Origin of the sequence: Rhodococcus sp. DMU1 (genome assembly GCF_012272955.1) — a bacterium.
Lineage (GTDB): Bacteria > Actinomycetota > Actinomycetes > Mycobacteriales > Mycobacteriaceae > Rhodococcus > Rhodococcus aetherivorans.
In genome coordinates, this window is the sequence record NZ_CP050952.1 from 5,730,673 (window position 1) to 5,751,515 (window position 20,843).

The 20,843-nt window shown below is 68.2% G+C and carries 24 protein-coding genes; 15 read left to right on the top strand and 9 right to left on the bottom strand.

Annotated features, from left to right (window positions below):
- The first annotated feature begins 6 nt into the window (after window positions 1–6).
- From HFP48_RS26220 to HFP48_RS26250, 7 genes are read left to right on the top strand one after another with little or no spacing between them, the layout of a single operon-like run.
- Window positions 7–600: a carboxymuconolactone decarboxylase family protein gene (locus HFP48_RS26220; RefSeq protein WP_168580343.1), complete on the top strand. Its 594-nt coding sequence runs from the start codon at window positions 7–9 to the stop codon at window positions 598–600.
- A 4-nt stretch (window positions 601–604) separates the two neighbouring features.
- Window positions 605–1,876, top strand: a complete 1,272-nt coding sequence (locus tag HFP48_RS26225) for an aromatic ring-hydroxylating dioxygenase subunit alpha (protein WP_168580344.1) — start codon at window positions 605–607, stop codon at window positions 1,874–1,876.
- Window positions 1,857–2,183: a hypothetical protein gene (locus tag HFP48_RS26230; RefSeq protein ID WP_168580345.1), complete on the top strand. Its 327-nt coding sequence runs from the start codon at window positions 1,857–1,859 to the stop codon at window positions 2,181–2,183. Before HFP48_RS26225 ends, HFP48_RS26230 begins: the two co-directional genes overlap by 20 nt.
- Window positions 2,184–2,187: 4 nt before the next feature.
- Window positions 2,188–3,417: an amidohydrolase family protein gene (locus HFP48_RS26235; protein ID WP_168580346.1), complete on the top strand. Its 1,230-nt coding sequence runs from the start codon at window positions 2,188–2,190 to the stop codon at window positions 3,415–3,417.
- Window positions 3,404–3,820: a nuclear transport factor 2 family protein gene (locus HFP48_RS26240; protein ID WP_168580347.1), complete on the top strand. Its 417-nt coding sequence runs from the start codon at window positions 3,404–3,406 to the stop codon at window positions 3,818–3,820. The genes HFP48_RS26235 and HFP48_RS26240 overlap by 14 nt, the downstream gene beginning before the upstream one ends.
- Window positions 3,817–4,911 carry an acyl-CoA dehydrogenase family protein gene (locus HFP48_RS26245; protein WP_168580348.1) on the top strand — a complete coding sequence of 365 codons (1,095 nt, stop codon included), beginning with the start codon at window positions 3,817–3,819 and terminating at the stop codon, window positions 4,909–4,911. The genes HFP48_RS26240 and HFP48_RS26245 overlap by 4 nt, the downstream gene beginning before the upstream one ends.
- Entirely contained in the window at window positions 4,908–5,711 is an 804-nt protein-coding gene (locus HFP48_RS26250; protein ID WP_168580349.1) for an acyl-CoA dehydrogenase family protein, read from the top strand. Before HFP48_RS26245 ends, HFP48_RS26250 begins: the two co-directional genes overlap by 4 nt.
- Before the next feature lie 109 nt (window positions 5,712–5,820).
- Here the strand turns inward: HFP48_RS26250 and HFP48_RS26255 are convergent, their stop codons facing one another.
- From HFP48_RS26255 to HFP48_RS26275, 5 genes are all read right to left on the bottom strand, one after another.
- The gene (locus tag HFP48_RS26255; protein ID WP_246872483.1) at window positions 5,821–6,060 is read right to left on the bottom strand and encodes a hypothetical protein; all 240 of its coding nucleotides are present in this window, start codon (window positions 6,058–6,060) and stop codon (window positions 5,821–5,823) included.
- 45 nt (window positions 6,061–6,105) lie between these two features.
- Complete coding sequence (locus HFP48_RS26260) at window positions 6,106–6,873, bottom strand: SDR family oxidoreductase (protein ID WP_168580350.1); 768 nt, start codon at window positions 6,871–6,873, stop codon at window positions 6,106–6,108.
- A gap of 133 nt (window positions 6,874–7,006) precedes the next feature.
- A complete protein-coding gene (locus tag HFP48_RS26265) occupies window positions 7,007–7,789 on the bottom strand; it encodes an enoyl-CoA hydratase (protein WP_168580351.1) in 783 nt (260 codons plus the stop codon).
- Between the two features lie 10 nt (window positions 7,790–7,799).
- Entirely contained in the window at window positions 7,800–8,975 is a 1,176-nt protein-coding gene (locus HFP48_RS26270; protein WP_168580352.1) for an acyl-CoA dehydrogenase family protein, read from the bottom strand.
- Entirely contained in the window at window positions 8,959–9,957 is a 999-nt protein-coding gene (locus tag HFP48_RS26275) for an acyl-CoA dehydrogenase family protein (RefSeq protein WP_168580353.1), read from the bottom strand. The genes HFP48_RS26270 and HFP48_RS26275 overlap by 17 nt, the downstream gene beginning before the upstream one ends.
- Window positions 9,958–10,096: 139 nt before the next feature.
- Here HFP48_RS26275 and HFP48_RS26280 point away from each other — a divergent pair, with 139 nt between their 5' ends.
- The 3 genes from HFP48_RS26280 (at window position 10,097) to HFP48_RS26290 (ending at window position 12,885) form a co-directional block, all read left to right on the top strand.
- On the top strand, window positions 10,097–10,783 hold the full coding sequence (locus HFP48_RS26280; protein ID WP_168580354.1) for a TetR/AcrR family transcriptional regulator: 687 nt from the start codon (window positions 10,097–10,099) through the stop codon (window positions 10,781–10,783).
- A gap of 43 nt (window positions 10,784–10,826) precedes the next feature.
- Window positions 10,827–11,639: an acyl-CoA thioesterase domain-containing protein gene (locus HFP48_RS26285; RefSeq protein ID WP_168580355.1), complete on the top strand. Its 813-nt coding sequence runs from the start codon at window positions 10,827–10,829 to the stop codon at window positions 11,637–11,639.
- Between the two features lie 166 nt (window positions 11,640–11,805).
- Window positions 11,806–12,885 (top strand): dihydrodipicolinate reductase, encoded by a 1,080-nt coding sequence (locus tag HFP48_RS26290; protein ID WP_168580356.1) that lies wholly within the window; start codon window positions 11,806–11,808, stop codon window positions 12,883–12,885.
- On the opposite strand, the gene HFP48_RS26295 is transcribed toward HFP48_RS26290, so the two are convergent.
- Genes HFP48_RS26295 through HFP48_RS26305 form a run of 3 tightly spaced genes read right to left on the bottom strand, consistent with a single transcriptional unit; the run spans window position 12,856 to window position 16,380 of the window.
- Window positions 12,856–13,812 (bottom strand): GTP-binding protein, encoded by a 957-nt coding sequence (locus HFP48_RS26295; RefSeq protein WP_210432784.1) that lies wholly within the window; start codon window positions 13,810–13,812, stop codon window positions 12,856–12,858. The genes HFP48_RS26290 and HFP48_RS26295 overlap by 30 nt on opposite strands.
- A complete protein-coding gene (locus tag HFP48_RS26300) occupies window positions 13,809–14,948 on the bottom strand; it encodes a thiolase family protein (protein ID WP_168580357.1) in 1,140 nt (379 codons plus the stop codon). Before HFP48_RS26300 ends, HFP48_RS26295 begins: the two co-directional genes overlap by 4 nt.
- Window positions 14,941–16,380, bottom strand: coding sequence for a fatty acid--CoA ligase family protein (locus HFP48_RS26305; RefSeq protein WP_168580358.1), 1,440 nt, complete (start codon window positions 16,378–16,380; stop codon window positions 14,941–14,943). Before HFP48_RS26305 ends, HFP48_RS26300 begins: the two co-directional genes overlap by 8 nt.
- A 53-nt stretch (window positions 16,381–16,433) precedes the next feature.
- Between HFP48_RS26305 and HFP48_RS26310 the strand changes: the two genes are divergently transcribed.
- From HFP48_RS26310 to HFP48_RS26325, 5 genes are all read left to right on the top strand, one after another.
- A complete protein-coding gene (locus HFP48_RS26310) occupies window positions 16,434–17,198 on the top strand; it encodes an SDR family NAD(P)-dependent oxidoreductase (protein ID WP_168580359.1) in 765 nt (254 codons plus the stop codon).
- Window positions 17,195–17,974 carry an SDR family NAD(P)-dependent oxidoreductase gene (locus HFP48_RS26315; protein ID WP_168580360.1) on the top strand — a complete coding sequence of 260 codons (780 nt, stop codon included), beginning with the start codon at window positions 17,195–17,197 and terminating at the stop codon, window positions 17,972–17,974. Before HFP48_RS26310 ends, HFP48_RS26315 begins: the two co-directional genes overlap by 4 nt.
- 207 nt (window positions 17,975–18,181) lie before the next feature.
- The gene (locus tag HFP48_RS32195; RefSeq protein WP_348983354.1) at window positions 18,182–18,622 is read left to right on the top strand and encodes an LLM class flavin-dependent oxidoreductase; all 441 of its coding nucleotides are present in this window, start codon (window positions 18,182–18,184) and stop codon (window positions 18,620–18,622) included.
- Window positions 18,623–18,722: 100 nt separating this feature from the next.
- On the top strand, window positions 18,723–19,049 hold the full coding sequence (locus tag HFP48_RS32200) for a hypothetical protein (RefSeq protein ID WP_348983355.1): 327 nt from the start codon (window positions 18,723–18,725) through the stop codon (window positions 19,047–19,049).
- Between the two features lie 96 nt (window positions 19,050–19,145).
- A complete protein-coding gene (locus HFP48_RS26325; protein WP_168580361.1) occupies window positions 19,146–19,964 on the top strand; it encodes a mycofactocin-coupled SDR family oxidoreductase in 819 nt (272 codons plus the stop codon).
- A 111-nt stretch (window positions 19,965–20,075) separates the two neighbouring features.
- On the opposite strand, the gene HFP48_RS26330 is transcribed toward HFP48_RS26325, so the two are convergent.
- A complete protein-coding gene (locus HFP48_RS26330; protein ID WP_168580362.1) occupies window positions 20,076–20,843 on the bottom strand; it encodes an enoyl-CoA hydratase/isomerase family protein in 768 nt (255 codons plus the stop codon).

Here is a 20,843-nt window from a genome sequence, read left to right on the forward strand (position 1 = left end):
TGGTGCATGCCCTTGCTGCCCCCGCTGCCGGCCGAGCACTGGGACGACCGGACCCGCAGCGCCCTGTCCGGCATCCTGCCGAAGTGGCGGCGAAATCCGGTGGACGCGGGCAACGCCCTCGCCACGATGGTTCACCATCCGGACCTGGCGGAGAGCTTCACGAAGTTCAGCGTCCACCTACTGTTCGGGTCGACGCTCTCGCCGCGCCTCCGGGAACTGGTGATCATCCGCGTCGCACAGCGGCGGAACTGCACCTACGAAGTCGAGCACCACGCCGAACTGGGCAGGGAAGTGGGACTGTCCGACGAGGAGATCGCCGCCGCGCGGACGGGCGAAGCCATCGACAAGTTCGAGCACCTCGTCCTCGCCGCGATCGACGAGCTCGACGACACCTCCCGCCTGTCCGAGGAGACGTGGAACGCGCTGGGTGAGCACCTCGACGTGCGGCAGCGAATGGACTTCGTCTTCACTGTCGGCGGCTACTGCCTGATGTCCATGGCATTCAACACATTCGGAATCGAACTCGACGAGGACGTCGAGCTCGACGAGTCACTCAGGGGCGGTCTCGACGGCACCGTCGAGACCGGTAAGGAAAGGTAGACCCTTGGCACACTTCACGAAGCCGGCTGCGGGCAGCTGGACGGAAAACTGGCCCGAGCTGGGCACCGAGCCTGTCGACTACACCGACTCGACCGATCCCGCCTTCTACGAGGACGAGCGCAATGCCGTCTTCAAGCGCACGTGGCTCTACGTCGGCCGCGTCGAACGAGTCGCGAAGCCCGGCAAGTACTTCACGCGCGAGATCAAGGTCGCCGACACCTCGCTGATCATCGTCAAGGGCAACGACGGCGAGATCCGTGCCTTCCACAACGTGTGCCGCCACCGCGGCAACAAGCTGGTGTGGGACGACTTCCCCGCCGAGGAGACCGCGGGCACCTGCCGGCAGTTCACGTGCAAGTACCACGCGTGGCGCTACAGCCTCGAAGGCGATCTCACCTTCGTTCAGCAGGAGGGCGAGTTCTTCGACCTCGACAAGAACCAGTACGGCCTCAAGTCGGTGCGGTGCGAGGTCTGGGAGGGGTTCATCTTCGTCAACCTCGACCCGGACGCGGTCTCGCTCGAGGAGTACCTCGGCGACTACGGCAGGAACCTCGCCGGATACCCGTTCCACGAGATGACCGAGGTCTACAGCTACAAGGCCGAGGTCGGCAGCAACTGGAAGCTGTTCATCGACGCGTTCGCCGAGTTCTACCACGCACCTGTGCTGCACCAGAAGCAGGCAGTCAAGGACGAGGCCGACAAGCTGATCGGCTACGGATTCGAGGCGCTGCACTACGACCTGCAGAGCCCGCATTCGATGATCTCGTCGTGGGGTGGCATGGCTCCGCCGAAGGATCCCAGCATCGTCAAGCCGATCGAACGGGCCCTGCGAAGCGGACTGTTCGGCCCGTGGGACCGCCCCGACATCGAGGGTCTCGAGGAGCTGCCGCCGGGCATCAACCCCGCCAAGGCCAAGCCGTGGGGCGTGGACGAGTACGAGATCTTCCCGAACTTCTCGCTCCTCTTCTGGGCTCCCGGCTGGTACCTGACCTACCAGTACTGGCCCATCGGAGTGGATCGCCACATCTTCGAGGCCAACCTCTACTTCGTCCCGCCGAAGAACGCCCGGGAACGACTCGCCCAGGAACTCGCCGCGGTGACCTTCAAGGAATACGCGCTGCAGGATGCGAACACCCTCGAGGCGACCCAGACGATGATCGGCCAGGGCCACGTCACCGACTTCCCCCTCAACGACCAGGAAATCCTCCTCCGCCACCTGCACAAGGTGTCGAAGGACTACGTCAAGGAGTACCGCGATGCCCGTGCTGCCCGCTGAGTTCGCCGATCTCGAGCCGTACACCGACTGGTGCCTGGCCACCGAGGGTGAGCGCTACGCCAAGCGCCTCGCCACGAGCGTGCCCGAGATGCAGGAGTTCTACAACGCTGCCTTCCCGCACATCGACGGTGCGCTCGACTACTGCGACAAGTTCGACCTCGACGACCTGCCCGACGACGCCCGGGCGCTGTTCCACCTGATGCAATCGTTGGTCATGGTGTCGTTCCCGGTGGAGGTCTGGAAGCAGGCACGGGTTCCGGACAGTGGTGCGGCCTGGGTCGAGCTGATTTCCGAGCCGGTGGTATGAGCCCATGCTGACACTGAAGGCGGCCGGTCTGCTCGACATCGAGGCCGGCACGATCATCAGGCCCGGTGTGCTGCACATCGAGGGCGACCGGATCGTCGGTGTCGGCACAGTCGGCCGGGAGGCCGGGGAATCGGGCGGCGAGGTCATCGACCTCGGCGATCTGATCCTCGTCCCCGGGCTGATGGACATGGAGGTCAACCTGCTCATGGGCGGGCGGGGCGAACGACCCGTCTACTCCACCGTGCAGGACGATCCTCCGCTGCGCATGCTGCGTGCGGTGGGCAACGCCCGCCGCACGCTGCGTGCCGGCTTCACCACCGTCCGCAATCTCGGGCTGTTCGTGAAGACCGGGGGGTACCTGCTCGACGTCGCGCTCGGCAAGGCGATCGACGCCGGCTGGGTCGACGGCCCCCGCATCGTGCCCGCTGGCCACGCGATCACTCCGACCGGCGGCCACCTCGACCCGACGATGTTCGCGGCATTCGCCCCGGACGTTCTCGAGCTCTCGATCGAGGAGGGTATCGCCAACGGCGTCGACGAGGTCCGCAAGGCCGTCCGCTACCAGATCAAGCACGGCGCACAACTGATCAAGGTGTGCGTGTCCGGTGGCGTGATGTCCCACACCGGAACTCCCGGGGCGCAGCACTATTCCGACGAGGAGCTGCGGGCGATCGTCGACGAGGCGCACCGGCGCGGTCTGCGCGTCGCCTCGCACACGCACGGCGCGGACGCGGTGCGTGCGGCTGTCGCGGCCGGCATCGACTGTATCGAGCACGGCTTCCTGCTCGACGACGACGCGATCGACCTCATGGTCGAGCACGGCACCTATCTGGTGCCGACGACACGATTGGCCGACGCCATGGACACCTCGCACGCTCCGCGCGAACTCCAGGAGAAGGCCGCGGAAATGTTCCCACGGGCGCGAACCTCCGTGAAGAAGGCCTACGACGCCGGGGTGAAGATCGCGGTCGGTACCGACGCACCGGCGATCCCCCACGGCAAGAACGCCGACGAACTCGTGGCGCTGGTCGAACGCGGTATGAGCCCGCTCTCGGTGCTCCGCGCCGCCACGACCGTCGCCGCCGAGCTGATCGGGGTCGACGATCGCGGCCGGCTCGCGGAAGGACTGCTCGCCGACGTGGTCGGTGTTCCGGGAAACCCGTTGGAAGACATCACCGTCACCCAGAACGTGCGGTTCGTGATGAAAGGCGGAAAGGTCTATGTCGGCAACTGACGACCTGGTGGAGATCGATCAGCTGCTCGCCCGCTACGCGGTGAACATGACCAAGGGCGACGTCGACGGCGTCGTCGCGGTGTTCACGCCCGACGGCACGTACAGCGCGTTCGGCGACGCATTCCCCCTCGACCGCTTTCCCGAACTCGTGGCGGCGGCGCCGAAGGGCTTGTTCCTGACGGGAACCGCGCTGATCGAACTCGACGGTGACACCGCGACGGGCACGCAGCCGCTGTGCTTCGTGGAGCACTCGACCCACGCCATGCGCATCGGGTACTACAACGACACCTACGTCCGCACAGCCGAGGGCTGGCGGCTGCGGACTCGCGCCATGACGTTCCTCCGTCGCAGCGGGGCACACGACTCGGGAATCCCGCACGCGTTCGAGCGGCCGTCGGCATGAACGTCGGCGAGTTCCGGGCGGCGGTGCGTGCCTGGCTCGACGAGAACGATCTGGCACCCGCGCCCGATCATTCCTTCGAGGCCCAGGTCGCTCAGCTGTCCCGGGTTCGACGGGCGCTCTACGACGCGGGCTGGATGCGTTACGGCTGGCCTGCCGAGGTGGGTGGCCTCGGCGGTCCGGCCGTCCTGCGCGCCGTGCTCGGCGAGGAGGTCGCGAACCGGGATCTGGCCGAGCCCGGCATCTACTCGATGATCGAGGTCCTCGCGCCGACGATGATCTCCTACGCCGTACCCGAGCTGGCGGCGCAGATGGTGCCGTTGCTGCTCAGCGGTCGCGAACAGTGGTGCCAGGGCTTCTCCGAGCCCGGCTCGGGCAGCGACCTCGCATCACTGAGCACCCGCGCCGTACCCCGCGGCGACGACTGGGTGATCAACGGCCAGAAGGTGTGGACGAGCCTCGCGCAGTATGCGTCGCGATGCGTGCTGCTCACCCGCACCGCTCCCGGTCACGGCGGGATCACCGCATTCTTCGTCGACATGGACACGCCGGGGATCACCGTCCGGCCCCTGCGCACAATGCACGGCGTCGACGAGTTCGCGGAGGTGTACTTCGACGACGTCGTCGTCCCCGGCGACCGCATGCTCGGCCGGCCCGGGGACGGATGGCAGGTCGCGATGGATCTGCTCCCCCACGAGCGGTCGACGTGCTTCTGGCATCGCATCACCTACCTGTTCACCCGCCTCGACCGCATACTCGCCGAGGCCGACCTCGGTACGGCGGACGACGACGAGCTCGGTGCCGCGTACCTGGCGTTGCATACCGCCCGGTGCCGCTCGCGGTCGACCCAGCAGCGGCTGGCCGACGGTGCCGCGCTCGGCCCGGAGACCTCGATCGACAAGGTGCTGCTCGCGACGTCGGAGCAGCAGTTGTTCGACACGGCTCGCGACCTGCTGCCGGGCACACTCGAACTGACCGACAGCGAGTGGCGTCCAGAGTTCCTATACTCACGCGCGGCGACGATCTACGGCGGGACCGCCGAGATCCAGCGGAACATCATCGCGCGTCGACTGCTGAGGCTGGGGGCGGAATGACCTTCTACGACAAAGAGATCGAGTTGCTCGGCGACACCGTGCGCAAGCTGGCCGCCGACGCGACCGGAGCCGAACTCGACGCCGCGATGACCGACGTCGGCTGGCACGACATGCTGACCGAGATGCCCGAAATCGCCGTGCCTCTGGTGTTCCGGACACTCGGCGAGACCGGGGCACACGCGCCGCTGATCAACGACGTCGTCCTCGTCGCCGCCGGCCGCGACCCCGGCGGCTCCGTCACCCTGCCCTACGCCGGTGGCCGGTGGGTGCGCTGGGAGCGCACCGACCGGGCCGGTGTCACCGTGGACGCCGAGATCTCGCTCCATCTCGCCGACGGTCCCGAGGCGGAGGGTGTGCCGCTCGCCGCGGGCCGCCGCGCGGTGGGGTGGTGGCTCGTCGGCAGCGCCCGCGCGATGCTCGAACTCGCCCGCACCCACGCGCTCGACCGCACCCAGTTCGGTAAGCCGGTCGCGTCGTTCCAGGCGGTGCGACATCGCCTCGCCGAGACCCTCGTCACGATCGAGGGCGCCGAGTCGGCGTTGCAGACCGGGAACACGGCCGACGACGACCTCGGAGCCCTCCTGGGAAAGGCGGCGGCGGGGCGAGCTGCCCTCACCGCGGCCAAGCACTGCCAGCAGGTCCTCGGCGGCATCGGATTCACCGCGGAACACGACCTGCACCGGCACGTCAAACGCGTCCTCGTCCTCGACGGGCTGCTCGGCAGCGCCAAGGAACTGACCCGGGAGGCAGGCGCGCTCGTCCGGACTCTGGGCACCGCGCCGAGGCTGGCGCAGCTGTAGTCGTCTCCGTCCGGGCCGCGCTCACCCGGCCCGGACGGAGATTCCACTCCGGACGACTTCGACCGCGACGGTACGACGGACGCGGTCCAAGCGAGTGCGGACCGAGAGGTCACCGGGCCTCGAGGTACTCCCTGTACACCTGCATCAGCCGCATCTTGGGGATCGGGCCCATGCTCAGGGCCTCCGACATGGTCAACTGCTTCGCCGCGGATGCGGCGTGGACGTTGTGCACGGCCTCCGCGGGATCACCCTCGAGTTCGTAGAGGACGACGAATCCGCTGCCGTCGTTGTCGGCCGGCGCCAGCCGGATCGCGCCAACGAAACCGTCCAGCGCCACCACCTCCGGCACATGCACCTCGTTGTATCACGTGTTGAACTCGTCAACCCGCAGCGGTCAGACCTTGCGGGTCACTCCTCCGTCGACGCGGATGATCGCGCCGGTGGTGAAACTCGAGGCCTCGCTTGCCAGGTGAAGGGCCAGCGGGGCGACCTCCTGCGGGCGACCCATCCGCCGCAGCGGCACGAACGCTGCATCCTCACCCTCGGCCGGCGCCCACGCCTTGGACAGGTCGGTGCGGAACGGACCGGGCAGGATCGCATTGACCCGGACCTTCGGCGCGTATGCATCGGCCAGGCCGACGGTGAGAGCATTGAGCCCGGCCTTGGCGCACGCGTAGGGCAGCTCGCGGGTACTGGCGGTGAGCGACCCGGCGGTGCCGACGTTGACGATCGATCCACCGTCGTGCTCGGCCATGTGCGTGGCGGCGCGGACGGCAAGGCGGAACGGGCCTTTGAGATTGACGGCGAACGTCTTGTCGTAGAGATCCTCGGAGATCGACGCGAGGTTCTCGTAGAGCGGGGACATCCCGGCGTTGTTGACCAGCACGTCGAGCCGGCCGAAGTGCTCGAGGGTGCGATCGACCAGCGCATCGCATTCGTCCCAGCGACCGACATGGCAGGCGACCGGCAGCACCTTGCGGCCGGTCGAGGCCATGACCTCTTCTGCGGTCGCTTCGCAGGCGTCGAATTTGCGGGAGGCGACGACCACGTCGGCTCCCGCCTCTGCGAGGATCTGGACGATGGCGCGTCCGATCCCCCGAGAGCCTCCGGTGACGACGGCAACCTTGCCGGTCAGGTCGTGAAGGGATGCCAGTGTGTTCATGGATAAATCATGCCCGCCTCGATAAGAGATATCAAGTCTGTTGTTGCAGAAAGAATTTCGATACAGTACGCGCGACAGGACGGCGAGCGACGATCGCGGTCGCGATGCCCCTCTCCCCACGGAGACACCCGCCCTACCGCAGCTTCACCTTCATCTGCTCGAGATCGACCAGGATCGGCATTCCGCCCACACTCAGCGCGTTGCCGTGCCCGGTCTGATGGATGTCGAAGACCGACTGGATCGCGGCGTAGAAGCCCTGCACGTCGAGCGTCTGGTTCACCGCGCGTTTGGCCTGGCGCAGACCGAAGGCGGGCATGGAGGCGATGCGCTCGGCGAGCGCTCGGGTTTCGGCGTCGAGCCGGTCGCGCGGCACCACCTTGTTGACCATGCCGACCTGCCCGGCCTCCTCGGCAGTCACCGAACGTCCGGTGAAGAGGATCTCCTTCGCCTTGCGCGGACCCAGTTCCCAGGTGTGGCCGTGATACTCGACGCCGCCGATGCCCATGAACACCACCGGGTCGGAGAAGGAGGCGTCCTCGGAGGCGAGGATGAGATCGCATGGCCAGCAGAGCAACAGTCCACCGGCGATACACCGCCCCTGCACCGCCGCGATCGACGGCTTGGGAACGTTGCGCCACCTCAGCGAATACTCGAGGTAGCGACGACTTTCCGCACTGTAGATCGACTCCAGGGTGATCTTGTCCGGGAAAGCGCCCGGATCACCGATGTGGTGGCCGGAGGAGAAGTGCTTGCCCTCCGCCCGCAACACGATCACGGCGACATCCGGATCGTCGGCGGCACGGGTCCACGCGGCATCGAGTTCGTCGAGCAGCTCCCGGTTCTGGGCGTTCGCGACCTCGGGGCGGTTGAGCGTGATGGTCGCGATCTTGTCGGCGACATCGTAGAGGATGTGCACAACCGGCTCCTCAGCCTCGGAGCAGGCCGAGCACGCGCTCGGCCACGATGGTGCGCTGGATCTCCGACGTTCCGCCGGCGATCGTGCCGGCGAAACTGCGCAGGTACCGCTCGAACCAGCTGGAGGTGAAGTTGTCGAGGTTCCACGGGGTGTAGGCGGACGTCGTCGCGGGATGGACGAGCCCGTCGGACCCGGTCGCCGACAGCGCATGCTCGGTCCCGCGCTGCACCGCCTCGGATCCCAGCAGTTTGAGCACCGACAAGGCAGCCACGTCCTGCTCACCGCGGGTCTCCCGGGCGAGGGCTTGCGACCCGAGCAGTCTGAGCGCAAGCGCGTCCATCGCAGTCGTCGCGTACCGGTCGCGCTCAAGCACCGTCGCCGGCCGGTAGTCCTCGAGCAGGTCGCGGAGTCGGTCGGAGAAGCTGAGCCACAACAGGGTTCGCTCATGTCCGAGGGAACCGTTCGCGACGTGCCAGCCCTGATTCAGAGGACCGACGAGATTCTCGGCGGGAACGCGGACGTCGGTGAAGAACACCTCGTTGAAGTCGAGGTCGTCGGCCGCGCACGCCGACGGGAACGGACGCCGCACGACACCCGGCGTGTCGGTCGGGATGAGCAGGACACTGATCCCCTTGTGCTTCGGCGCGTCGGGGTCGGTCCGCACGAACGTGAGCAGCACGTCGGCGTCGTGGGCACCCGAGGTCCACACCTTCTGTCCGTTGACGACGAAGTGGTCACCGTCGAGGACGGCGCGGGTGCGCAGCGACGCCAGGTCGGAGCCGGCGCCGGGTTCGCTCATGCCGAGCGCAGCGGTGATCTCGGCGCGTAGAATCCGCTTGGCCCACTTCTGCTTCTGTTCCTCGGTGCCGAACGACAGCAGCGACGCCGCGATGATGCCGTGACCCTGCGGGTTGAAGCTGTGGTAGATCCGCCGCCGCGACAGTTCCTCGAGGTGGACGTACTGCTGCAGAATGGTCGCGTTGCGCCCACCGAACTCGGGGGAATTACCCGGCGACAGCCAGCCGTGGTCGAACTGGATCCGCTGCCAGCGGCGCGCCCATTCGGGCATGTCCGCACTCGACCGTGACCGCTGCTCGGCCTCGTCCTCGGCCGGTAGATGTTCGTCGAGGAACGCCCGGAACTCGGCGCGGAACTCCTCGATCTCGGAATCAAAAGTCAGCTGCACGGTACTCCTCGGCGATCAGCGCTCGGTGCTCGTCGGATCCGCCGAGCATCAACTCGCCGGCCTTGGCACGCTTGAGCGCGAACTGAAGGTCGTTCTCCCAGGTGAATCCCATGGCGCCGAACAGCTGGACGCCGTGCCGGAACACCAGGGACTGGCACTCGCCTGCCGACGCCTTGGCCATCGATGCCGCGACCCGTCGGCGTGGGTCGTCCTCGGCGATCGTCAGCGCCGCGAAGTATCCGAGCGCACGCGCCCGCTCGATCGCGATGTGCATGTCGACCACCTTGTGCTTGACCGCCTGGAACGAGCCGATCGGCGCCCCGAACTGCTGGCGGCCTCGCACGTGTTCGAGGACGAGCTCGAGGATGCGGCGGCACGCGCCGACCATGGTCAGCGCCGTACCGGTCAGTGCGACGTGGCGGGCGCGCTCGACATCGGCGAAGCTGCGATCCGCGTCGCGCAGGCGGACCCCGGGGAAGGTCACCTCGGCGACGTGCAGCACCGGGTCGAGGACCGCGGTCCGGGTGGCCGTCACCCGATCCGCGGGCACCACGAAGACTCCGGCGTCGGTGATCACGGCGTACCTGTCGACGCGGTCGCCGTCCAGCACGTGACGGGCGGTGCCGCTGAGTGTCCAGCCGTCGCGGTCACGATGCGCGACGACTCCGTCGTACACCGCGGTACCCGACAGCGCCGGGTCCGGGAAGTCGGGCGCGAGCGGTGCGAACCGGGTCGTCGTCGCCAGATACGGCGTCGGATCGGTCGCCCGTCCGAGCTCCTCGAGCAGGATCGCCAGCTCGACGGCGGCGTCGGGATCGACCAGTTCGGTCCACCCCAGGTCGAGGTAAACCTTCCACAGCGGTCCCGGGTCCTGTCCGCTGTCCACGATGCTGCGGATCAACGCGGGCGGGCACTGCTTCGCCGTGACCTCCCGGACGGTGTCCTGCCACAACCGCTGATCGCGGTCGAACTCGAAGAGCATTTCCGCTCGCCTCCTGCAGTGCCGGTACGGAACCATTCGAGAATATCATTCTCTCAAGTCGGAAGTCACGGTCTCGAATTTTGCAACAAGGCGGGAGTCGGTGCGACGGTGCGCCCTTACCCTCCGGTACAGTGCAAACATGTTCTCGTCAGGAAAGGGGGTGGATCAGGCCGTGACCAGCACCGAAGAACCCGCCTGGAAGCAGCGGGCCGTCGAGCGCTCCATCCGGACCGCCAAGCTTCGCGCCGAGCAGCGCGTCCAGCGATTCCTCGACGCCGCCCAGGCGATCATGATCGAGAAGGGCAGCACGGACTTCACGGTGCAGGAGGTCGTGGACCGTTCGAAGCAGTCGCTGCGCAGCTTCTACCTTCAGTTCAACGGCAAGCACGAACTTCTGCTCGCCCTCTTCGAGGACGCCCTGACCCGCTCGGCCGATCAGATCCGCGCCGCCGCTGCAGCGCAGGAGGACCCCCTCGATCAACTGCGCGTGGCCGTCGAACTGCTCTTCGAGCAGTCGCGACCCGATCCCGATGCCCAGCGCCCGCTGTTCACGGACTTCGCGCCGCAGCTGCTGGTCTCCCACCCGGCCGAGGTCAAGGTGGCCCACGCCGCCCTGCTCGAACTGTTCACCGAACTCATGGAAAAGGTCGCGGCAGCCGGCAAGCTGCGGTCCGGGCTCAACGCGCGCCGCGTCGCCGCCATGACGATGCAGACGGTCATGTTCATCGCGCAGTCGAGCGGCGGGAGCGACGACGCCACGACTCGCCCCATCACGGCCGAGGAGACGTGGGAATTCTGCGCGCGAGGGTTCGCCAACGCGGAGTGAGAATACTGTTCTCAATTCAGGAGAGTTGTCCTACACTCGGCGCATGTCCGAGTTGTGGAGCGATCTGCTCACCTGCCTGAAACTGGAACCGGTTGCACCGGTGGAATCCTCGACGGCCGCGGCTTTCGAGGGCCGCAATCAGCGGCTCGAATACCACCGGGTGTTCGGCGGCCAGATTCTCGGCCAGTTCGTCCGAGCCGCCGAGCTCACCCGTCCCGGCAAGGCCGTCAAGTCGTTGCACGCGCTGTTCCCGCGCGAAGGCAGGGCCGAGGAGTCGCTCCGGTACGACGTGACCGTGCACCACGAGGGCCGTACCTTCGCCACCCTTGCCGTCGTGGCCTCCCAGTCGTCCGGGGTCGTGGCGACCGCGTCGGTGTCGATGCACGCACCGGAGGACGGCCCGGCACACCAGTGGACCGGGAGCGTCGGCGCCGTCCCGACGGACGACCACACCGTGGCCGTGGAACTGCTGCCGTGGGAGGTCCGCACCCGGACCGATCTGAACTCCACCGACACGGGGTCACCCGAGTTCGAGATGTGGATCCGCACACCGGAAGTCGATCCCGCCCTCGCTCCGGCTCTCGCTGGATACGCCACGGACCTCACGCTCATCGGTACCGCGCTGCGCCCGATGGAGGGAATCAGCCAGGTGGGTAACGGGACCGCATTCCTCTCCGCCGTCACCTGCCACAACCTGTGGTTCCACCGCCCGTTCCGCACCGACGACTGGCTGCTGCTGCGCCAGCACAGCCCGGTGCTCGCACACGGCCGGTGCTTCGGCCGGGGCGACGTGTTCACCGCCGACGGCACACTGGTCGCCTCGTACGCGCAGGAGGCACTCGCCCGTCTTCCGTGACGGCCGAACGGCTTTCGGCACTGGGAAGGTCGTCATTCGCACACGTTCGACACACACCTGAACGGACCTTCGCACCGAACCGCCGAAACCGTTCGTTCACACCGAATTCCTGCGCCGCAGTCACCGCCGAACGCAGGATCCCGTCCGACACGATCCGAGGTCTCGCATGACATCACGTTCGTCGTCCACCGTTCTCACCGAGCCACGCTCCGAATCTCGGCCGCTGCGCGTCGTCCAGTGGGCGACCGGGAACATCGGCACCCACGCGTTGCGTGCCGTCATCGAACACCCGCGGCTCGAACTCGCCGGAGTCCACGTCCACTCTCCCGGCAAGGCGGGACGCGACGCCGGTGAACTCTGCGGCGTGGACCCGGTGGGCATCCTCGCCACCGACGACCTCGACGCGATCGTCGATCTCGACCCGGACTGCGTGCTCTACATGCCTCTCGCACTCGACGTGGACGAGGTGTGCCGGTTGCTCGCCGCCGGGATCGACATCGTGACCACCCGGGGCGAATTCCACCATCCGGCGACCATGGATCCGGACCTGCGCGCTCGGGTCGAATCAGCCTGCACCACAGGAGGGTCCACGATCCACAGCACCGGTAGCAGCCCAGGCTTCATCACCGAGGCCATTCCCCTGGTGCTCACGTCGATCCAACGGCGTCTCGATCGTCTCACGATCGACGAGTACGCCGATCTGTCGCGCCGCGACTCCCCCGATCTGCTCTTCGGGGTGATGGGCTTCGGCAAGCCGCCGGTCGCGTTCGACGAGCGCCGGCTCGTGTTCGCTCGTCACAGTTTCGGCCCGTCACTGCTTCTCGTCGCGGACGCCCTCGGCATGCCGCTCGATTCCGTGGAGGCGAGCGGTGAGCTCGCCCTCGCGACACAGACCACCCGGATCGCGGCCGGAACCATCGAGGCGGGCACCGTCGCGGCGCAGCGGGTGACGGCCAGTGGAACCCGGAACGGAGAGCCGCTGTTGAATTTCCGCGCCACGTGGTACTGCACCAGGGACATCGACGCTTCGTGGGATCTGGCGGACACCGGGTGGCGCGTCACCGTCGACGGGGACGCGCCGCTCGACGTCGCATTGCGGTTCCCGGTGCCGCTCGAGCAGATGGCATCGATTTCACCCGGCTACACCGCGAACCGCGCCGTCAACATGGTCCCGGTGGTGTGCGCCGCCGAACCGGGCATCCGGACCACCGTCGAGCTACCCCAGGCCGTCGCAGTCTTCGGCTGACGCGGTCGGGCCGCCGGTCGGTTTCGCAATCAGCCGGCCGGCGGCTGCATAGGGGTTCGTCCGCCCCTCGGCCACGGCGGCGGCGAGCCTGGCCAGGTCGGCATGGTTGTGCAGCGCCGTCTGGGCCAGTGACAGGATCTGTACCCGCGCGCGTGCGACGCGCCGAGCGTGGGTGTCCGTGCGATGGTGGGTGTCGATCGCCTCCGCCAGTTCGGTGATGCCGTCGCCGCGCGAGGCCACGAGTCTCATCACCGGGAGCGCGGTCTCCGCCTTCAGGTCCCGGACGGTCTGATCGGCACCCTCGCGGTCCGCCTTGTTGACCACCAACAGGTCCGCGACCTCGAGCAGCCCCGCCTTCGCGGCTTGGACCGCATCGCCGGCGCCGGGGTTGAGGACGACGACCGTCGGATCCGCGACCGCGGCGATCTCGATCTCCGACTGCCCGACTCCCACCGATTCGAGCAGGATCAGGTCGTAGTGCAGGGCGGCGAGCACGCGAACCGCCGCGGGGACGGCCTCGGCGAGCCCGCCGAGATGACCACGGGTCGCGACCGAGCGGATGAGTACGTCGGGATCTCCGATGTGTGCGGCCATCCGGATCCGGTCGCCGAGGAGGGCACCGCCGCTGTACGGCGACGACGGATCGACGGCGAGCACGGCCACCCGCAACTCCTGCCGCCGGTACTCGCCCACCAGCGCTCCGACGGTGGTCGACTTCCCGGCGCCCGGTGGCCCGGTCACCCCGACGACGCGGACGGCGCGCGGCTCGAGCAGCTCGAGGACCTCGTCCCGCCGATTGCTCTCGACCAGACTCAGCAACCGTCCTGCTGCGCGCAGGGATCCGGCCCGCCCGGCCGTGACCAGATCCTCGATGCTCGTGGCCGCACGGGCCGTGAACCGTGCGGCCCTGCCGGTCGACGCAGTCACGGCGCCGGTACCTCGATGACCGTCGCCGATCCCATGCCTCCCCCCGCGCACATCGCCGCAACGCCGATTCCGCCGCCCCGGCGGCGCAGTTCGTGCACCAGGGTGACCAGCATACGGGCGCCGGTGGCTGCGACGGGATGTCCGAGCGAGCAGCCGCTGCCGCTCACGTTGACGCACTCCGGATCGATGTCGAGCAGTCTGATCGTCGCGACGCACATCGCGGCGAAGGCCTCGTTGATCTCGAACAGGTCGACGTCCCCGACCGACATCCCGGCGCGGCCCAGCGCCTTCTCGATTGCGGCCACGGGCGCCAGCCCGGTCTCGCCCGGGTCGACACCGACCGAGGCCCACGAGCGCACGGTCGCCAGGGCGGGCAGGCCCAGACGGTCGCTCGCCAAAGTCAGGACTGCCGCCGCATCGTTGGCACCACAGGCATTTCCGGCGGTGATGCTGAATCCCTCGATCTCGGGATGCAGCGGCTTCAGTGCCGCCAGCTTCTCCATGCTCGTGTCACGACGCGGGCTCTCGTCGACCTCGAACAACCCGTGTGGCGTCGAGACGGGAACGATCTCCTCCTTGAACCGGCCCTCGGCGATGGCCGCACTCGCGTTGCGATGCGAGCGCAGCGCCCACGCGTCCATCTCCTCGCGGGTGACCCCGGCCCGGACCGCCGCGTTCCAGCCGACCGTGATGGACATGTCCTTGTTGGGAGCGTCGGGGCGATCCGGATGGGTCGGGGGCAGCCAGGGGGCCCATTCCTCACCGTTGCGGACGAAGGAGCGCGGAGCGGTCGAGGCGGAGTTGACCCCACCGGCGATGACGAGCTGGTCCATGCCCGCGCGGATACTCGCCGCCGCGCTCTGGACCGCCGCCTGGCCTGCGGCGCAGTGCCGGTTCTGGGCGAGTCCGGGCACGTGCGCCAGCCCGGCGGTGATCGCGGCGTGGCGCGCGATCACGCCGCCGCCGTGCAAGCCTTCACCGAGGACGACGTCGTCGATCGTCTCCTTGTCGAGGTCCTCGGCCGCGGTGGTGACGACGAGTTCGGCGAGGTCGTACGCCGAGGTGTCCCGGAGAGAACCCTTGAAGGCGGTCCCGATCGGGGTACGCAGCGCATTGACGATGACGGCTTCAGGCATGGGTCTCCTCCAGTTCGGCGAGCAGGGTGCGGCGCAGTAGCTTTCCGGTCTCGGTCTTCGGCAGTTCGTCGCGGAAGACGACGGTGTCCGGGGTCTTGGACGAGCGCAACCGGCTGCGCACCCACTCGGTGATCTCGGCGGGATCGGCGTCGCCGACGAGGACCGCGACGATCCGCTGGCCCCATTCGGGGTCCGGCGCGCCGATCACGGCTGCCTCGACGATGCCGGGGTGGGAGAGCAGGACGTCCTCGATCTCGGCGGGCGCGACGTTCTCACCGCCGCGGATGATCGTGTCGTCGGCGCGGCCCTCGACGAACAGGTATCCGTCCTCGTCGAGCCGGCCGAGATCTCGGGTCGCGAACCACCCGTCCTCGTCGAGCACGCTGCGACCGCCGTATTCGCCGGAGATCTGCTCGCCGCGCACGAACAGTAGTCCGGTCGCTCCCGTCGGCACCGGTTGGCCCTGTTCGCTGCGCACCTCGATCTCGATGCCGGGGAGCGGGCGGCCCACCGAGCCGAGGCGGTCGCGGACCGCAGGGTCGGTCGACGCGAATGCGGTGCGATGGTCCTCGGGGCCGAGCACCGCAATGGAGGACGCGGTCTCGGTCAGGCCGTAGGCATTGACGAAGCCGGTCTCGGGGAAGGCCTTCAGGGCACGTTCGAGAACCGGCCGGGGTGTGCGTGATCCACCGTAGGCGAGGGACTGCAGCGTCGGGGTATCCGCCTTCGCCTCCCCCAGTGCGTCCACGATGCGGGCGAGCATCGTCGGTACGAGCATCGCGTGGGAGACGTTCTCGCGCCGGACCGTGTCGAGCCAGCCGCGTGCGTCGAACGCCGGGAGGTAGACGATGCGGCGGCCGCTGTACAGGTTCGACAGCAGGTTGGTCAGCCCTGCGATGTGGTAAGGCGGCACGGCCACCAGGGACGCGTCGGTCTCCCCGGCGGAGGAGAACTCCAGCGTGTTCAGGACGTACGCGAGCAGATGCCGGTGCCGCAGCACCGCCGGCTTGGGCGCCGAGGTGGTCCCGCTCGTGTAGATGATCACGGCGACGGCGTCTCCGTCCCAGCTCGGCGCGATGTCCTCGTCCGGATCGGCGTCGCCGTCGAGACCGTCGATGAACGGATCGAGGTCCTCGGCACGGAGGATCAGCGCTCCCTCGTGTCGGTCGATCAGCGCCGAGAGCTGCTGGTCCCCGAGCCGATAGTTGAGCGGCACGAACGGCACGCCCGCGAGCGCGGCCCCGAAGAGCGCGACCGGATAGGCGAGGTGATTCGTCCCCAGGTACAGCCCGGCGGGGTGGCCCCGGAACCGGACTGCGGCGCGCCGGGCCAGGGCGAGCAGCCGCTCGGAGGTCAGCGACCTGCCACCGGCGGTCACGGCGACTCGCTCGACGTTGGCTGCCGCCATCTCTGGAATCATGCTGATGTTCATGAGAACATTATTCTCACAGTAAGAGAGCATCAATTGCAAGAAGGGGAATTGGCATGGAAATCAACGGCACCTCCGCGATCGTCGTCGGGGGCACAGGCGGACTGGGACAAGCAACGGTCCGCCGCCTCCACGGCGCCGGCGCCAAGGTCGTCGTCGCCGATGTCGCCGACGACAAGGGCAGGGTACTCGAGGAGGAGCTCGGCGTTCGCTACGTGCGCACCGACGCCGGCGACGAGGCCTCGGTGTCGGCCGTGATCGCGGAGGCGGAATCCCTCGGCCCGCTGCGCATCTCGGTGGACTGTCACGGCGGCCCCGCCGGTGGCGGCCGGCTCGTCGGCAAGGACGGCAGCCCGATGTCGCTCGACGCGTTCAAGACGACGATCGAGTCGTACCTGACCTCGTCGTTCAATGTGATGCGGCTGGCAGCCGCCGCGATCGCCCAGCAGGATCCGCTCGAGGAGGGCGGTCGCGGCGTCATCGTCAACACCGCATCGGTCGCGGCGTTCGAGGGCCAGATCGGCCAGCTCCCCTACTCCGCCGCCAAGGGCGGCATCGTCGGGATGACCCTGGTCGCTGCGCGTGACCTGTCACCGCTGGGCATCCGCGTCGTGACGATCGCCCCCGGCACCATCCTCACCCCTGCCTACGGCAAGGCCGGGGACCAGCTCGAGGCGTACTGGGGTCCGCAGGTGCCGTTCCCCCAGCGCATGGGCCGCCCCGAAGAGTACGCGGCCCTCGCACAGTCCATCGTCGAGAACGACTACCTCAACGGTGAGGTGATCCGCCTCGACGGCGCGCTCCGGTTCCCGCCAAAATGACCGGCGCAGCGGACTCCGCCGCGGGCACACCACTCGCGGGCAAGGTCGCATTCGTCGCGGGCGCGAGCCGGGGTATCGGTGCCGCGGTCGCACGGGCGCTGGCGGATGCCGGCGCGGCAGTAGCGGTCGCGGCCCGCTCCGAGCTGCGGGGCAACCTGCCCGGCACGATCCATACGGTGGCCGACGAGATCACGTCGTCCGGTGGGACCGCGTACGGCATTGCGTGCGACGTCACGTCGGAGGCGTCGGTCGAGTCGGCGGTGGCGACGGCAGTCGACCGGTTCGGCGGAATCGACATCCTCGTCGCCAACGCCGGTGTGCTGTGGATGGGGCCGATCGAGTCGACCCCGCTGAAACGCTGGCAGCTGTCGCTCGACGTCAACCTCACCGGCGTGTTCCTCGTGACGAGGGCCGTGATCCCACACCTCCGGAAGCGCGGCGGCGGATCGCTGATCGCCGTGACCACGAACGGTGTCACGATGCTCGACCGCGGGGCCAATGCCTACTGGGTGTCCAAGGCAGCCGTCGAACGCATGTACCTCGGCCTCGCCGCGGATCTGGCGCCCGACAACATCGCGGTGAACTGCCTCGCTCCGTCGCGGATCGTCCTCACCGAGGGGTGGACCGCAGCCGGTGGCGGCCAGCAGATTCCGCCCGAGATGGTCGAACCTCCGGAGGCCATGGGCCGCGCCGCCGTCCTGCTGGCACAGCAAGACGCGTCGGGAACCACGGGCACGATCCAGCATTCGGAAGCGCTCACGCTCCAACCGCGCTGACCGGCCCGGCGTCGCCGTCGCGAGCAACCGCGCCCCGGACGATCACTCGATCCGGGTGCGCGGTTGCTCGGCATCGTTGCGGGAAAATTGGATTCGCCGCACAGCGCCGACCGCATCCCTACAGTAGGGCCGTCCTCCATCCATCGTCGTCTCGACGACCATTCCCGACGGGATCCCTACGTGAAGTTCTGGAGTGGAACAGCATTCATGAACACGGCGGAAATGCCGGCCGTGGCGAAGATGTTGGACGAGGCCGGGTTCCACGGTGTCCTCGTCTCCGATCATCAGATCTATCCGCGCGAACTCTCGGCCCCGTACCCGGCAACGGAGGACGGGAAGCTGTTCTGGCACCCGGACACCGAATGGCCGGACGCCTGGGTGCTCATCGGCGCGATGGCTGCGGTCACCGAGAACCTCCGCTTCGGCAACAACGTCTACATCGCCCCGTCCCGGCCGCTCCTGCAGGTCGCCAAACAGGTCGCGACCGCCGCCGCCCTCTCCGAGGGGCGGGTGTCGATCGGCGTCTCCGCCGGTTGGATGCGCGAGGAATTCGAACTCCAGGCACAGCAATTCGAGAACCGCGGCCGACGCCTGAACGAGATGATCGAGGCACTGCGAGCGCTGTGGAAGGGCGGCTGGGTGTCGTGACACGGCGAGTTCTACGACATCCCCGAAATGACCATCGAGCCTCACCCGCCGGGACCGGTCCCGATCCTGTGCGGCGGTGAGTCCGATGCCGCCCTGAAGCGTGCGGCCCCAGCGGTGCGACGGCTGGGTCGGCACCGCCTACACCCTCGAGGACGCACGGCACTGGACCGACCGGATCAACGGCTACCGCAGGCAGTTCGGTCGCGAGAACGAGCCGTTCGACATCATCGTCGGCCTGCGCGACACCCCCAGCCGCGATCTGTACCGGCGCGCCGGGGACCTCGGCATCACCGGGGTCATGTGCTCACCCTGGTCGAACTGGGAGCAGACTCACGGGGGCGACCAGAACTACCTGCGTCGACCTGCCGAACGCTACCGGGCGTCCATCGAGCACTTCGCCGACGAAATCCTCTCCGCTGTGGGGTGACGCTGCGCCGGGACCACGGCCGGTACCGGTCCCGACCTGCACGGACGGTCCGTGCGACTCCGGCTGGACCCGAGAACACGACAAGGAGACTCACGAATGGCAGGACGAGTGGAAGGCAGGGTCGCACTGATCACCGGGGCGGCTCGTGGTCAGGGTTGCGCCCACGCCGTGCGGTTGGCACAGGAAGGGGCGGACATCATCGCGATCGACGTCGCCGGCCCGCTTCCGGGTGTGCCGTACGACTCCGCCACACCGGAGGATCTCGCCGACACCGCCGGTCAGGTCGAGGCGCTCGGCCGCCGCATCGTCTCGACGATCGCCGACGTACGCGACCTGGAGGCGTTGAAGGCGGCCACCGACGCCGGCGTGGCCGAACTCGGACGCCTCGACATCGTGGTCGCCAACGCCGGCATCTGCATCCCGTCCGCATGGGACCGGATCACCCCGCAGGCGTTCCGTGACACCATCGACACCAACGTGATCGGCGTGTGGAACACCGTCATGGTCTCGGCACCGCACATCATCGACGGCGGGAACGGCGGGTCCATCATCCTCACCAGCTCCTATGCCGGCGTGAAGATGCAGCCGTTCATGGTGCACTACACCGCGAGCAAGCATGCGGTGACCGGCATGGCACGGGCGTTCGCCGCCGAGCTGGGCAAGCACGACATCCGCGTGAACAGCATCCATCCCGGCGGGGTGAGGACTCCGATGGGGTCCGGTGACATGCAGGCGGCGCTGGCCGAAGCGGGTGAGACGAACCCGGCGCTGAACAGCATGGGAACCCCGTTCCTGCCGCGCTACGCCGCCGAGGCCGAGGAGATTGCCGACGTCGTGCTGTTCCTCGCGAGCGAGGAATCGAAGTACATCACGGCCGTCCCGCTCTCCGTCGACGGCGGCATGGCACAGTTCTGACGCCTCGCCGAGGCATTCTCCCGTTGCCTCTCGAGGCGAGTCGAGGCATGCAGAGAGGGTCCCGGAGCTCGAATCCGGGACCCTCTCGTCGTGCGCGATGTTGCCGCGCAGTCAGTTCCGCGGAGCGGTGAGCCGGGTGATGGTGGCCCGGAAATCCTCCGACCGGAACGTCATCTCCTCGGCCGTGGTCGCGAAGTCCAACGTCGCGAGAACCGCCCGCTCGAGTTGGATGTTCAGCAGCCGCTTGGTGGCCTCCACTGCCTGCCGCGGTTGCGCGGCGATACGTTCGGCGCACGCGATCGCCTCGGCCATCGGGTCGGCGACGACGTGGTTGGCCAGGCCTATCTCCCGAGCCCGCTCGGCCGAGATCCGTGCTCCGGTGAAGGCGTACTCCTTCGCGAAGAGCAGACTCGTCTGCAGCGGCCACGTGAGCGGACCACCGTCGGCCGCGACGAGCCCGACCTGCACGTGGGGGTCGGCCAGGTAGGCCGTCTCGGCCATGTACACGACGTCGCTCAGCGCCACCAGGCTGCAGCCGAGCCCCACCGCCGGCCCGTTGACGGCGGCCACCACCGGAACCCGGCACCGCGCCATGCCGAGCACGATGTCCCGGCCGTGGGCGATGGTCTTGGCCCGCAGGTCGGCATCCCGGCTCAGCTCTGCGAGATACGTGAAGTCGCCGCCTGCCGAGAACGCCGTGCCGGCGCCGGTGAGCACGGCGGCGCGAGCGTCGCGGTCCTCGCTCAGCTGCGGCCACAGTTTCGCGAGACCGACGTGCAATGCGTCGTTGACCGCGTTGAGTGCGTCCGGGCGGTTCAGGGTGATGATCCGCAGCGGGCCCTTCGCCTGGATCGTGATCTCTTCGGGTACGTCGTACAT